The sequence below is a fragment of the Brevibacterium luteolum genome (assembly GCF_025147615.1).
In the GTDB taxonomy this organism is placed as follows: domain Bacteria; phylum Actinomycetota; class Actinomycetes; order Actinomycetales; family Brevibacteriaceae; genus Brevibacterium; species Brevibacterium luteolum.
On sequence record NZ_JALXPM010000008.1, the window covers coordinates 67,942 to 81,707 of the forward strand.

At 67.8% G+C, this 13,766-nt stretch carries 11 protein-coding genes; 8 read left to right on the forward strand and 3 right to left on the reverse strand.

The window, feature by feature from the left end:
- Window position 1 precedes the first annotated feature (1 nt).
- On the reverse strand, window positions 2–1,456 hold the full coding sequence (locus tag M3C25_RS03465; protein WP_259855073.1) for an L-lactate permease: 1,455 nt from the start codon (window positions 1,454–1,456) through the stop codon (window positions 2–4).
- 27 nt (window positions 1,457–1,483) lie between these two features.
- Between M3C25_RS03465 and M3C25_RS03470 the strand changes: the two genes are divergently transcribed.
- The 5 genes from M3C25_RS03470 (at window position 1,484) to dnaG (ending at window position 7,874) form a co-directional block, all read left to right on the forward strand.
- A complete protein-coding gene (locus M3C25_RS03470) occupies window positions 1,484–1,798 on the forward strand; it encodes a hypothetical protein (RefSeq protein ID WP_259834991.1) in 315 nt (104 codons plus the stop codon).
- A 104-nt stretch (window positions 1,799–1,902) separates the two neighbouring features.
- Window positions 1,903–3,291, forward strand: coding sequence for an MFS transporter (locus tag M3C25_RS03475; protein ID WP_259855074.1), 1,389 nt, complete (start codon window positions 1,903–1,905; stop codon window positions 3,289–3,291).
- A gap of 118 nt (window positions 3,292–3,409) precedes the next feature.
- Entirely contained in the window at window positions 3,410–4,582 is a 1,173-nt protein-coding gene (dusB, locus tag M3C25_RS03480; protein ID WP_259855075.1) for a tRNA dihydrouridine synthase DusB, read from the forward strand.
- Window positions 4,579–5,871, forward strand: a complete 1,293-nt coding sequence (locus M3C25_RS03485; protein WP_102160418.1) for a deoxyguanosinetriphosphate triphosphohydrolase — start codon at window positions 4,579–4,581, stop codon at window positions 5,869–5,871. The genes dusB and M3C25_RS03485 overlap by 4 nt, the downstream gene beginning before the upstream one ends.
- Complete coding sequence (gene dnaG, locus M3C25_RS03490) at window positions 5,871–7,874, forward strand: DNA primase (protein ID WP_259799862.1); 2,004 nt, start codon at window positions 5,871–5,873, stop codon at window positions 7,872–7,874. Before M3C25_RS03485 ends, dnaG begins: the two co-directional genes overlap by 1 nt.
- A 47-nt stretch (window positions 7,875–7,921) precedes the next feature.
- Here dnaG and M3C25_RS03495 read toward each other — a convergent pair whose 3' ends face one another.
- Window positions 7,922–8,878, reverse strand: a complete 957-nt coding sequence (locus M3C25_RS03495; RefSeq protein WP_259855076.1) for an NAD(P)-dependent oxidoreductase — start codon at window positions 8,876–8,878, stop codon at window positions 7,922–7,924.
- 99 nt (window positions 8,879–8,977) lie between these two features.
- On the opposite strand from M3C25_RS03495, the gene M3C25_RS03500 reads away from it, so the two are divergent.
- From M3C25_RS03500 to M3C25_RS03510, 3 genes are read left to right on the forward strand one after another with little or no spacing between them, the layout of a single operon-like run.
- Window positions 8,978–9,655 (forward strand): TetR/AcrR family transcriptional regulator, encoded by a 678-nt coding sequence (locus M3C25_RS03500; RefSeq protein ID WP_259855077.1) that lies wholly within the window; start codon window positions 8,978–8,980, stop codon window positions 9,653–9,655.
- Window positions 9,656–9,660: 5 nt separating this feature from the next.
- On the forward strand, window positions 9,661–11,364 hold the full coding sequence (locus tag M3C25_RS03505) for an MDR family MFS transporter (protein ID WP_259855078.1): 1,704 nt from the start codon (window positions 9,661–9,663) through the stop codon (window positions 11,362–11,364).
- 27 nt (window positions 11,365–11,391) lie between these two features.
- On the forward strand, window positions 11,392–12,357 hold the full coding sequence (locus tag M3C25_RS03510; protein ID WP_102160408.1) for a D-2-hydroxyacid dehydrogenase: 966 nt from the start codon (window positions 11,392–11,394) through the stop codon (window positions 12,355–12,357).
- Between the two features lie 29 nt (window positions 12,358–12,386).
- Here M3C25_RS03510 and glpK read toward each other — a convergent pair.
- Window positions 12,387–13,766 (reverse strand): glycerol kinase GlpK (gene glpK / locus M3C25_RS03515; protein ID WP_259855079.1); only part of this gene is annotated, 1,380 nt, incomplete at its 5' end.

The following is a 13,766-nucleotide window of genomic DNA, read 5'->3' on the forward strand; positions in this document are numbered from 1 at the left end:
CTCACAGAAGCTGCAGCACCACACCGACGAGCGCTGCCGTGCCGAAGGCGGTCAGCAGTGACCAGATGAGCACGCTGCGCTCCAGCTGAGCCTTCTCCGCACTGTCTGGAGCCGCTGAACCGTCGTCATCGGCGGTCGTGGCGGCCAGGCTGAGGGCCAGCGCCACACGCGGCGGGGTGGCCAGTGCGGCGAAGGATCCGGCGACATTGCTCATCGCCACCGCCGGCAGCAGCCCGGTGCCGGTCGTGGCGGCCATCGCCGCGATCGTCGAGGCGAACATCGCGTTCGAACCCGTATTCGACCCGGTCAGCACCGAGCCGAGCGCCGTGAGCGCTGGGGCGAAGCCGATGCCGATCCTCGCCAGGCCGGCACCGATGACTTCGGTCATGCCGGTGTCGGTCATGAGCCAGCCCAGCAGCATGAACCCGGCGGTGGCCACCCCGACCGGGATCCACGCCCGTGCAGCGGTGCCCACCACCTCGGCGGCGGGTGCCCGGGAGGCGAGCATGCGGGCGGCGACCGCGCATGCGATCGCCAGCCACACCGGCGGTGCCGACAGCACCGCTGTCATCGGGGACGGCCACAGTGCTGCAGCGCCGCTGGCGAGCAGCAGGCCGACGGTGAGCACTGCGTAGGGCAGCAGCGCCGGGGCCAGCCGGCCGGGAACCGGTTTCGGCTGGCCGCGTCGGCTGAGGAGGCAGCCGGTGAGCAGCACGGCGATGACGAGCAGCGAGCCGAGCACGCCGGCCAGGGGAGTGCCGATGAGGATGTTCGCTGTCAAGATGCCGCCCCACAGGCAGACAGCCGCAGCGATGAGTCCCACGAGGCCCGGCAGGCTGCGCCAGGCGCGCGTGATGGCGGTGGTGAGGGCGAAGACGATGACGACCGGCAGGGCGTTCGCCCAGGCCGAGCCGACGCCGAGCTCCTGCAGACCGAGCCCGGTCAGCTGTGCGGCGACCGCCGTGCCCGGCCCGAGGGCACCCCAGGGCACGGCGATGAGGCCGAGGAGTCCGAGGAATGCCGAGGTGCGGATCGAGAAGCCGAGCCTGCGCAGCAGCGGGATGCCGGCGGTCAGTCCGATCCCGTAGCCGGTGACCGATTCGACGAAGGGCACCACGCCGAAGACGATGAGCCCGGCGCCGACGATCGGGTCAGGCAACAGGCTGCGGATGCGCGCCGAGATCGTCTGCAACGCTCCGATCGCTTCCAGCAGCTGGGCAAGCACCATGCCGAAGAGCAAGATGGCCAGCACCTCGCCAGCGAGGATGACGAGGTCGAGCGTCTCGGAGGCGGCCAGCTGACCGAAGTGCAGTGAGATGCCCGGCGTCGCGGTGGCGATGAGGGCGCTCAGCAGCGCCGCGCCCGCCCCGCTGAGGGCAGCGATGAGCGTGCCGCGGCCGGCGACGAGCAAGGCCACGGCGACGGCGATCGGTAGGATGCTCAGCAGTGTCGTCATACGTCGGGAACGCTACCAGGAGGACAGATGAGTGCCGCCGAAGCAGAGCTGAGCGCGCAACTCGCTGAGATGGGTTGGTCGTGCACCAGGCACGGCCCTAACCTCGTCTTCGAACGCAAGGACACAGGGCCAGCCGAGGGCATCGGTGCGGACGCGGGTGGCAATCCGGTGATCTTCTGGCACGTGTCACTGTCTGAGGTGGCCACGCGCTGGGCCGGTGGCCGTGTCACCGGCATCGGGCAGCTGACCTCCGTGCACGTGGCGGAAATGCTCGAGGTCTTCGACGGTTCACGCGGCGAGCTGCGCGACGGCCCGGACGGGTGGCGGGTCTATCCAATCTGAGTCCGCGACACTGCCCGTGTCTGGTCTGCGCGTGTCCTGGGGCCGACCGGACTGGAATGCGGACGCGATTTCGCACAACTGAGCCGGCTTGGTACATATGACGGATGACTTCCGCCCGAACTGCCGCCGATCAGCCTGCCGCTGACCGCTCAGACTCCGCAGCCGCGGGCCAGCCTGCTGCCGGTGCCCCGCTGCGCCCGGCCGCCCGCCGCGCCATCGTCGCCTCCGTCATCGGCACCGTCATCGAATGGTATGACTACGCCCTCTACGGCGCCGCCGCAGGCCTGGTCATCGGACCGCTGTTCTTCCCCGACTCAGTCTCCGGCGCCGGCCAGCTCTCGGCGCTGGCAACCTTCGCCGTCGGTTTCCTCGCCCGCCCGGTCGGCGGCATCGTCATCGGCCACATCGGCGACCGGCACGGCCGCCGCCCGGCGATGATCCTCACCATCGTGCTCATGGCAATCGCCACCGTGGCCATCGGCCTGCTGCCCACCGCAGCCGCCGTCGGCGTGCTCGCCCCGATCCTGCTCGTCATCTTCCGGTTCCTCCAGGGCTTCGGCGCCGGTGCCGAGCTCTCCGGAGCGACGACGATGGTCGCCGAATACGTGCCCGCCCACCGGCGCGGCTTCTTCACCTCACTCGTGCTCTGCGCCCCGCCAGCCGGCATCGTGCTGGCCACCGCGGCCTTCTTCCTCGCCTCCTCCGGCATGGCCGAGGAGACCTTCATGTCGATCGGCTGGCGCCTGCCGTTCCTCGCCTCAGTCGTGCTGTTCTTCGTCGCCATCTACATCCGCGCCAAGCTCGAAGAGACCCCCGAATACACCTCGACGATAGAGCAGCAGGAAGCCCACGCCACCAAGGTGCCGCTGCTGGCACTGCTCGCCACCGACTGGCGCGGCATGCTCGCCGGGTTCCTCAGCCTCACCGGCCACAACGCGCTCAACTACGGCATGGCTGTGTTCTCCATCGGCTACCTGGTCGGCACCGGCATGCCGCAGACCCACACGCTCGGCGCGGTCACCCTCGGCACTCTCGCCGCGATCATCCTCACCCCGCTCGGCGGCAGCCTCGCCGACCGGTTCGGCGCCGGCACCGTCATGGGCTGGGCCTCGGTCATCGGCGCACTGTACGCTTTCCCATTCCTGTGGCTGCTCTCACAGGGCACCTTCACAGCCGCGCTCCTCGCGATCGCGATCGGCTACGGCCTCGTCATCTCCGGTACCTCGGGTTCGCAGGGCGCGTTCCTGGCCAACCTGTTTCCCACCCGCCACCGGTTCTCCGCGATGGCCCTGGCACGGGAGGCCAATGGTGCGCTCATCGCCGGCTTCTCACCAGTCGTCCTCGCTGCCCTCATCGCCTGGGCGAACGGTGCGATCACTGCTGCAGCGGCCTACCTGGTGGCCTGCTGTCTGCTGAGTGCTGCGGCGATCTTCCTCGCCTCCTTCAGCCGCCGCCGAGGCGTGGGCCGGGACCGGGAGACCATCGCCGGCTGACGAGACGACCGGGTGCCCGGACGTCCATCCACAGTCTCTCTCTCTGAGCCGATGCTGGGTGTCCACACCCGCCTCGGTCCCGGTTTGACTGTCTGGAGATAATAGGGTGGTGACGACCATGACCACCACCTCTCTGCAGACCACCGCCGCATCGGCGCTGCGCATCGGCAACATCGAACTCGACTCGCCGGTGGTGCTCGCCCCGATGGCCGGCATCACGAACACCGCCTTCCGCCGCCTGTGCCGCGAGTACGGTGCCGGACTCTACGTCACCGAAATGGTGACGAGCCGCGCGCTCGTCGAACGCTCTCCGAAGAGCATGCGCATCATCCATCACGAGCCCTACGAGGTGCCGCGCTCCGTCCAGCTCTACGGCGTCGACCCCGTCACGATCGGCCAGGCAGTGCGGATGCTCGTCGACGAGGACCGCGCCGACCACATCGACCTCAACTTCGGCTGCCCCGTCCCCAAGGTCACCCGCAAGGGCGGCGGCTCAGCGCTGCCGTGGAAGCTCGACCTGTTCACCGACATCGTCACCACCGCTGTGCGCGAAGCCAGCCGCGGTGACATTCCGCTGACGATCAAGATGCGCAAGGGCATCGACGCCGACCACCTCACCTACCTCGACGCCGGTCGCATCGCCGCCGAGGCCGGAGTGTCCGCGATGACCCTGCACGGGCGCACAACTGCCGACCTGTACTCCGGCACCGCCGACTGGGGGGCCATCGCCCGGCTCAAGGACCTCATCGGCGACGCCGTGCCCGTGCTGGGCAACGGCGACATCTTCGCAGCCGAGGACGCCGTCGACATGATGGCCCAGACCGGCTGCGACGGTGTCGTCATCGGCCGTGGCTGCCAGGGCCGGCCGTGGCTCTTCCGCGATCTCGCCGCTGCACTCAACGGCAGCGATGAGCGCATCCGCCCGAACCTCGGCCAGGTCGCCGATGTCGTCTACACCCACGGCGTCTACCTCACCGAGTACTACGACGATGAGTTCTACGGCGTGCGCGACCTGCGCAAGCACATCGCCTGGTACTTCAAGGGCTACCCGGTCGGCGGGCAAGCCCGCCGCAAGCTCGCGATGGTCTCCTCCCTGGCTGAGCTGCGCGGACTGCTCGACGAGCTCGACCGCGACGCACCCTATCCCGGGGCCGATGCCGAGGGCTCACGCGGACGCACCACCCGCCCGAAGCGGCCCCACCTGCCTGAAGGCTGGCTTGACTCGCGGGAGATGAACCCGGAGCGCTCCGCGGAGCTCGCCGAGGCCGAACTCGACGTCTCAGGAGGATGAGGGTGGTCCAGACGCAACTTCAGGTGGCCGAGTACTCCGAGCACGACCGCCAGCGCTGGGTCGCCGAACCGGCGAAGAACCCCCGACGCACCGACTTCCAGCGCGACCGGGCGCGTGTGCTGCATTCCTCGGGTCTGCGCCGGATGGGCGCCAAAACCCAGGTCGTCTCCCCAGGCACCGATGATTTCGTGCGCACCCGCCTGACCCACTCCCTGGAAGTCGCCCAGGTCGGCCGCGAACTTGCCCGCTACCTCGGCTGCGACCCGGAGATCGTCGACACCGCTTGCCTGGCCCACGACCTCGGGCACCCGCCTTTCGGACACAACGGCGAAGCTGTCCTCGACGAAGTCTGCGCCGACATCGGCGGATTCGAAGGGAACGCCCAGACCCTGCGGGTGCTCACTCGGCTCGAACCCAAGGTCCACGCCGCAGACGGCACCCCGGCAGGGCTCAACCTCACCCGCGCCACGCTGGACGCGTGCACGAAATATCCATGGCCGCGTGCGGAATCACCGGTGGCGAAGAAGACCGGCTCACCGGTGACGAAGTTCGGCGTCTACGACGACGACCGGGCCGTCTTCGACTTCTTCCGCGCCGACCGCCCACTGGGCCAGCGCTGCATCGAAGCCCAGCTCATGGACCTGGCCGACGACATCTCCTATTCCGTCCACGACGTCGAGGACGCAGTGTTCTCCGGCCACCTCGACCTCTTCGCCTACCAGAACGACCACGCTCTGGCCGGTCTCATCGACATCACCCGCGCCTGGTACCTGCCCGATGCCCGCGATGAGGACATCATGAAGGCGCTGTCCCGCCTGCAGGCGGCCAGCTACTGGCCGTCAGAACCTTATGACGGGTCCAGGCGCGCCCAGGCCAGCCTCAAGCACATGACCAGCCAGCTCATCGGCCGGTTCGCCGGAGCTGCCGAAGCTGCCACCCGCGAGGAGTTCGGCTGGGAGCCGCTCGGCCGCTACGACGGTAACCTCGTCGTGCCCGAATCGACCCGCTACGAGATCGCTGTGCTCAAGGGCCTGGCGACCGTCACCGTCATGGTCGCCGAAGACCGGCTGCGCCTCCAGCGCATCCAGGCGCGTGTGCTCACGCAGCTGTGCGAGTACTTCAGCGAACGGCCCGAGGACATGGAGCGGATGTTCTACCTCGACTACCAGGAGGCTGAAGATGACGGGCAGCGACTGCGCGTCGTCGCCGACCACGTCGCCAGCCTCACCGACCACTCCGCCTGGGCGGCCTACCACCGGATGCAGGCCAGCGAAGCGAGCCTGCTGTAATGGCCGGGCTGATCCTGCGCGAGGACATCGACGAGGTCCGCTCCCGGGCACGCCTCGACGACATCATCGGCGAGTACGTCACGCTGCGCAGCGCAGGAGTCGGCAGCATGAAGGGACTGTGCCCCTTCCACGACGAGCGGACCCCGTCCTTCCACGTCCGTCCGCAGGTCGGCATGTACCACTGCTTCGGCTGCGGCGAGAGCGGCGACGTCTTCACCTTCCTGCAGAAGATCGACGGGCTGACCTTCACCGAGGCCGTTCAGCGGCTGTCCGAACGCGTCGGCGTGCAGCTGCGCTACGAAGAGGGCGGCACCGGGCCGGACAAAGAGGCCATCGGCCAGCGCCAGCGTCTCGTCGACATGCACCAGGTAGCCCAGGCGTTCTTTACTGAATACCTCGGCAGCCCCGAAGCGCAGATCGGCCGACAGTACCTCGCCGACCGCGGCTTCGACAAACAGGTCTGCGAGAAATACGGCATCGGCTTCGCCCCGAGATCCTGGGACGCCTTGCTCAAGCATCTGCGCGGGCGCGGCTACAACACCGAGGACATCATCGCCTCGGGCCTGGTCAGCCAGGGCAACCGCGGCATCTACGACCGGTTCCGCGGCCGGCTCATGTGGCCGATCAACGACGTCACCGGCCGCACCGTCGGCTTCGGGGCCCGCAAGGTCTTCGACGACGACCAGGGCCCGAAATACCTCAACACGCCCGAGACCCCGCTGTACCGGAAGAACCAGGTGCTCTACGGCCTCGACATCGCTAAACGGGCGATCGCCCGCTCGAAGCGGGTCGTCATCGTCGAAGGCTACACCGACGTCATGGCCGCCCACCTCGCCGGCGTCGAGCAGGCTGTCGCCACCTGCGGCACCGCGTTCGGAGCCGAGCACATCAAGCTCATCCGGCGGCTGCTCGGCGACGACTCCGCGCACTCCGGTGAGGTGATCTTCACTTTCGACGGTGACGAGGCCGGCCGGAAAGCGGCACTCAAGGCTTTCGAAGACGACCAGAAGTTCGTCGCCCAGACCTTCGTCGCCATCGCCGAGGACGGCATGGACCCCTGCGACCTGCGCATCCAAAAGGGCGACGCCGCCGTCAAAGCGCTCATCGGCTCGCGCCGGCCGCTGTTCGAGTTCGCCATCACCTCGACAATCGAGCGCTTCGACCTCGACACCGCCGAAGGCCGAGTCGGCGCCGTGCGGGCCGCCGCACCGATGGTCGCCGGCATCCGTGACAGCATGCTCAGGCCGGAATACGAGCGCTTCGTCGCCGGTGCCGTCGGAGTCGACACCGCGGACGTGCACGCCGCCGTGCGCGCAGCCGGACGCAGGGCAGCAGCAGGCGGGCCCGGAGGTGGACAGCAGCCCACCCGTGACCTGCGCAGCCAGCACCCGCAGCAGCAACAGCGGCAACACCCTCAGCAGTCCCCACCGGGACCGGGCGGCCCCTACGGGGGTCCTGCCGTGCCGCCGCCGGGCAGTCCTGCCGATCAGACGGGCGCTGAGATCGCCGCCTACGAACAGGAGTTCTCCGGCGCGCTGGCGAACACACCGAAGCTGCGGATCGAACGCGGTGCCCTCCAGGTGGCGATGCAGCAGCCGCAATACGTCAACGCCACCCTCTTCGACGGGCTCAACGGCAAGGTCTTCTCTCACCCAGCCCACAGGGCAGTGCATCAGGCGATGAAGGACGCCGGAGGCATCCGCACTGCGATCACCGACCCGGCCAGCTGGCCGGAGAAGGTCCTCGAAGCAGGTCCCGACCAGCTGCGCGGACTCATCGGCGAACTCGCCGTCACCCCGCTGCCGGCCACCGACGGGCAAGGCGTCGAACGCTACTCACGCGGCATCATCGCCAGCCTGTTCGACGAGGACATGACCCGCATCGCCCGCGAACTGCACTCCCGGCTCTCCCGAACCGACCCCAACGACCCGGCAGCGACGAAGCTGCTCGAGCAGCTCCAGGTGCTCGAACGCCAACGTGCCCGGCTGCGCGCACTCATGTGAACCAGCCGGCGCCTCGGGAACGGCGGCCAGCTGAGCCGGGGGAGTGATCAGTCGATGACGTGCGCCGGTGTGCGGCCGGCGGCATGCTCGAGGAGATTCTCGACCGCCCGGGAGAAGACGCGGCTGACCGTATCGCGGGTCTGCGCCCCGGCATGCGGGGTGGCCACGACATTCGGGGCGTCGAGCAGCGGATGACCGGCGATGTTCGGCTCGCCGGTGAACACGTCGAGACCGGCGCCGGCCGTGTGCCCCGAGTGCAGCGAGGCCGCCAGGGCCTCCTCATCGACGATGCCGGCCCGCGAGAGATTCAGCACGATCGAACCGGTGGGCATCGCCGCGAGCTGCTTGGCGCCGATGAGACCGTTGGTCTCTTCGGTCAGCGGCACGTGGATCGAGAGCACATCAGCCAGCGGCAGCAGGTCGTCAAGGGCCATGAACTCGATGCCGAGCTGCTCCTCGACCTCCGGCGGCTGGCGGAAGACGTCGAAGTAGATCAGGCGCATGTCGAAGGCAGTCAGCCGGGCAGCCAGCAGCCGGCCGATGTGGCCGAGTCCGATGATCGCAGCAGTCTTGCCTGAGAGCTCGATCGAGGAGTGCAGCCAGCGATTCGGCGTCCACTCACCGGCATGTGTGGCGGTGTTGAGTCCAGGCAGGTGGCGGGCGCAGGCCAGCAGTGAGGCGACGGCAAGTTCGGCAACGGCCACCGAGTTCGCACCCGGCAGGTTCGCGACGGCCACGCCTGCCCGGCGTGCGGCGTCGAAGTCGATGCCGTCGGTGCCGGCGCCGACGCGCTGGACCATCTTCAGATTCGGGGCGCGTGAGAAGACGGCCTCGTCGAGGACGCCGGCGCCGTTGAGGATGTACTCGGTGCGGGCCAGCTCTTCACCCGAGGGCGCGGTGCCTGCGGGGATGATGAGCTCGGCTCCGGGGGCAGGGGTGAACGCGTCGCGCAGCAGTGACAGCACCTCAGGGTCCTGCTCGCCGATCCAGATTGCGGTGATCATGCTCCCATCACAGCACCCGAGAGTGAACAGAAGTGAAATAGCGCACACAGTGCAAAGTTGCGCTTGACGTAAAGTTGCACTGGGTGCAAAAATTTTTATGTGAGCACCACCGAAACCGAAAGCCTCCGCGACCGCAAAGCCCGGCTGACCCGCCGGGCCATCCACGTCGCTGCCGTCAACCGCGTCCTGGAGGACGGCCTGGAGCAGGCCACCGTCGCCCAGATCGCCGAAGACGCCGGCATCTCCGCGCGCACCTTCTTCAACTACTTTGCCTCGAAGGAGGACGCGATCGTCGGCATGACCGACGTCGTCATCGAAACCGACCAGATCGAGGAGTTCCTCGAAGTCGACCCGGTGGGAGCGGATCTTGCTGAGGACGTCGCCCGGCTCATCTACGGCACATATCAGCTGACCTTCAACTCCGATGACGTCGTCCTCAAACGCCGCCAGATCCTCGCCCGGTACCCGGCGCTCATGCGCCGCCAGTTCGAGAAGAACGAAGCCATCGAACACGCCGCCGCCGAGGTGGTCGCCGCCCGGCTGCGCCGCGGGGACATCGACTTCGGAGGTGCCGACGGCACACCGGAAGAGCTGGCGCTCATGCTCGTGCAGCTGTGCGCGGTGCCGCTGCGCTTCGCGGTGCGCACCGTAATGCAGTCCGAACCGGATCAGATCGCCGACCCGGACTTCTCCAAGGAGACATTCGAACGTTCCATCCGGCTGTTCCGCTCGGTTCTGGCCGGAACACAGACACCTCAGAAGGGAAATGGTAAGTGAGACGCATGGCAAAGGACGTGACCCCGCCGCATACGGCAGAAGCTGAGTTCGCAGGCCACCGCGCGCCTGCACCCGCTGACTGCCGTGCCGCGACGTCTGCTGCCAGCGACCCAGCTGACAACGGCTCCGGCATGACGACCGGTGCGATTCTGTGGGTGTTCGCCGCCCTCATGGTCGCGATGTTCATGTTCTCGCTCAACCAGACGGTGCTGGCCACTGCCCTGCCGACGATCGTCGGCGAACTCCATGGCGTCGATCAGATGCTGTGGGTTTCGACGGCCTTCATGCTCGCCTCGACGATCATGATGCCGATCTACGGCAAGATCGGCGACCTGTTCGGCCGCAAGCCGCTGTTCATCTTCGCGATCTCGATGTTCATGCTCGGCTCTGTCTTCGCCCTCCTCGCCCAGGACATGTCCTTCCTCATCATCGGCCGTGTCTTCCAGGGCATCGGCGGTGGCGGCATGATGATCCTCTCCCAGGCGATCATCGCCGCGATCGTGCCCGCCCGTGAGCGCGGCAAGTACATGGGTGCCATGGGGTCGGTCTTCGCTGTGTCCTCTGTTGCCGGCCCGCTCATCGGCGGCTGGCTGACCGAGGGGCCGGGCTGGCGCTGGAACTTCGCGATGAACTTCCCGCTCGGCATCTTCGCCATCATCGCCGCGATGATCCTGCTCCGTGTTCCCGACACCCGTCCCGAGGTGCGCCCGCGCATCGACGTCGCCGGCATGGCGCTCATCGCCGTGTTTACCTCCGCCGTCGTGCTCATCGCCGCATGGGGCGGCCACCAGTACGAGTGGACCTCACCGGTCATCCTCGGACTCGGCGCCGCTGCGCTCGTCGCCGGCACCATCTTCGTCTTCGTCGAGCGCCGGGCGGCCGAACCGATCATCCCGATGTCGCTGTTCCGCGACCGCAACTTCGTGCTGTCCACCATCGCCGGACTGACGATCGGTGTGGCGATGTTCGGTGTGCTCAGCTACATGCCGACCTATCTGCAGATGGTCCACGGTGTCGACGCCGCCAGCGCCGGCCTCATGATGGTGCCGATGATGGGGTGCATGCTCATCGTCTCCACCGGCATCGGATTCGTCGTCGCCCGCACCGGCCGTTACAAGTTCTACCCGATCATCGGCATGAGCCTCATCGTCACCTCACTTGTGCTCATGTCCCAGCTGCGGGCCGACAGCCCTGCTTGGACGACGATGATCTTCCTCGCCATCATGGGTTCGGGCCTGGGCCTGAGCATGCAGCTGCTCGTCCTCGTCGTGCAGAACTCCTTCCCTGTCGAGATGGTCGGCACCGCCACCGCCTCGAACAACTTCTTCCGCCAGATCGGCGCCAGCTTCGGCATGGCGATCATCGGCTCGCTGTTCACCAGCCGCCTGATGTCGAACCTGACCGAGAAGCTCAGCTCCGTCCCCGGTGCCGATGCCAGCGGACTGCACGCCAATGAACTGACACCCGAAGCGCTGTCCCAGCTGCCGACCGCTATCCAGGACCTCATCATCGGCGCCTACAACGATGCACTCGTGCCGCTGTTCCTGTGGGCGGCCCCGCTGCCGGTGCTCGGACTGCTCGTGCTCTTCTTCATCCGCGAGAAGCCGCTGGCCACCCGGATCGAACGCGCGCAGGCCCGCCCCGGCCAGCAGACCCGGTCTACGATTGACACCGAGGCCGACTCTGCTGGGCAGAAGCCGGCCACCTGAACCAGCCGACCGCTTGGAGGACCGCCCATGACCGTCCTGACGATCCTCACCGCCCCTGACAAGAAGCGCCCAGCGCACTTCGACCGCCTGGCCGACGAAGCCAGCGAGGTGCGCTGGGTCGAAGCCGATGAGCTGGCCGCCGCACTGCCCGGGACCGAGGTGCTGCTCATGTGGGACTTCTTCTCACCAGCGCTCAAGGACGCGTTCAGCAGTGCTGACCGGCTGGACTGGATCCACGCGGCATCGGCCGGGGTCGACTCGCTCATGTTCGATCAGCTGCGCGACTCCGAGGTCACCGTCACCAACGCCCGCGGCATCTTCGACCGCCCGATCGCCGAATTCGTGCTTGCCTTCATGCTGCATTTCGCCAAGGACTTCCCGACCTCGCTGGCCCACCAGCGGCAGCGGATCTGGCAGCACCGCGAATCCCGCGACCTGGCAGGCTCGCATGCGATGATCGTCGGCACCGGGTCGATCGGCCGGGCGATCGCGACCACGCTGCGCGCCCTCGGTGTGCATGTCACTGGGGCCGGCTCCCGCGCCCGAGGCGGGGATCCCGACTTCGGAGAGATCATCGCCAGTGCCGATCTCGCTGAGCACGTCGCAGGAGTCGACTGGCTCATCAACATCGCACCGCTGACGGAGCAGACCACCGGGCTCATCGATGCAGCCGTGCTTGAAGCGCTGCCTGAGAGCGCGCATCTCATCAACGTCGGGCGCGGCGCCAGTGTTGTCACCGACGATCTGGTCGCTGCGCTGGAATCCGGGCAGATCGCCGGAGCCGGCCTCGACGTCGTTGACCCGGAACCGCTGCCGGAGGACAGCCCGTTGTGGCAGATGGGCAGTGTCGTCATCACCCCGCACATGAGCGGTGACTCCGCGGGCTGGTCAGACCGCTTAGCTGAGCAGTTCATGGCCAACTGGGACCGGTACCGGTCAGGCCAGCAGCTGTTCAACATCGTCGACAAGGCCAAAGGCTACGCCGCCGGCTGACCCGGTCCGTCTGGGAAAGGGGCTTTAGGTCAGTCCTCGACCCAGCCGAGGGACCGCTCGATCGCCTGGCTCCACCGGCTCAGCAACTGCTGCCGGTCCGCTGCGGTGATCGACGGCTGCCAGGAGGCATCCGCCTGCCAGTAGCCGGCCAGCTCGTCGAGGGTGCCGTACACTCCCGCACCCAATCCGGCTGCATAGGCGGCGCCGGCAGCGGTGGCCTCGATGATCTGCGGGCGGACCACCTCGCAGCCGGCGATATCGGCCTGGAACTGCATGAGGATGTCCGAGGCGCACATGCCGCCGTCAGCGGCGATCCGATCAATCGTGTACCCGGAGTCGCGGCGCATGACATCGAGCACCTCGGCAGTCTGGAAGGCCGTGGCTTCCAGGGCTGCCCGGGCGATGTGCCCGCGGCTGGTGAAGCGGGTCATGCCGATGAGCACCCCGCGTGCGTCTGCCCGCCAGTGTGGGGCGTAGAGACCGGAGAAGGCCGGGACGAAGTAGACATCGCCGTTGTCGGAGACCTCGCGGGCCAGATCGTTGACCTCATCGGCGGTGCGGATGAGCCCGAGGTTGTCGCGCAGCCACTGCACGAGCGCACCGGCTACCGCGATCGAGCCTTCGAGCGCGTACTGCAGCGGCTGGCCCTCGATCTGGTACGCCACGGTGGAGACGAGTCCGTTGGCTGACCGGCGGATCTCCTCACCGGTGTTCGTCAGCAGGAAGCAGCCGGTGCCGTAGGTGTTCTTCGTATCGCCGGGGGAGAAGCGGCACTGGCCGAACGCGGCTGCCTGCTGGTCGCCGAGCACTCCGGCGATCGGCACGCCGGCCAGCAGCTGACCGGATGCGACTGTGCCGAAGGTCCCGACTGATGGCCGGATCTCCGGCAGGCAGGCGGCCGGGATGTCGAGCAGCTCGCACATCCGCTGTGACCACTGGCCGGTGTGCAGGTCCATGAGCAGGGTGCGTGAGGCGTTGGTGACGTCGGTGACGTGCGCGCCGCCGTTGACCCCGCCGGTGAGGTTCCACAGCAGCCAGGTGTCGATGGTGCCGAAGAGCACCTCACCTGCCGCTGCCCGTTCGCGCAGTCCGTCGACGTGGTCGAACAGCCAGCGCAGCTTGATGCCGGAGAAGTACGTGTTGACCGGCAGCCCGGTGATCTCGGCGATCTCCTCAGCGTATTCGCTGAGCTGCGTGACGTATTCGCCGCCGCGGGTGTCCTGCCACACGATCGCGTTGTGCACCGGCTGGCCGGTCGCCGCCTCCCACACGACGGTGGTCTCACGCTGGTTGGTGATGCCAACAGCGGCGATGTCGGCGCTTGTCAGCGAGGCGGTGCCCAGTGCCTGGCCGATGACCTCCCGGCTGGTCCGCCAGATCACCCCGGCGTCGTGTTCCACACGACCGGC

Coding starts and splice junctions, on each gene's coding strand:
- M3C25_RS03505 (WP_259855078.1), top strand. CDS start 9,661: ATGGCAAAGGACGTGACCCCGCCGCATACGGCAGAAGCTGAGTTCGCA.
- dnaG (WP_259799862.1), top strand. CDS start 5,871: ATGGCCGGGCTGATCCTGCGCGAGGACATCGACGAGGTCCGCTCCCGG.
- M3C25_RS03485 (WP_102160418.1), top strand. CDS start 4,579: ATGAGGGTGGTCCAGACGCAACTTCAGGTGGCCGAGTACTCCGAGCAC.
- M3C25_RS03495 (WP_259855076.1), bottom strand. CDS start 8,878: ATGATCACCGCAATCTGGATCGGCGAGCAGGACCCTGAGGTGCTGTCA.
- M3C25_RS03510 (WP_102160408.1), top strand. CDS start 11,392: ATGACCGTCCTGACGATCCTCACCGCCCCTGACAAGAAGCGCCCAGCG.
- M3C25_RS03475 (WP_259855074.1), top strand. CDS start 1,903: ATGACTTCCGCCCGAACTGCCGCCGATCAGCCTGCCGCTGACCGCTCA.
- dusB (WP_259855075.1), top strand. CDS start 3,410: ATGACCACCACCTCTCTGCAGACCACCGCCGCATCGGCGCTGCGCATC.
- M3C25_RS03470 (WP_259834991.1), top strand. CDS start 1,484: ATGAGTGCCGCCGAAGCAGAGCTGAGCGCGCAACTCGCTGAGATGGGT.
- M3C25_RS03465 (WP_259855073.1), bottom strand. CDS start 1,456: ATGACGACACTGCTGAGCATCCTACCGATCGCCGTCGCCGTGGCCTTG.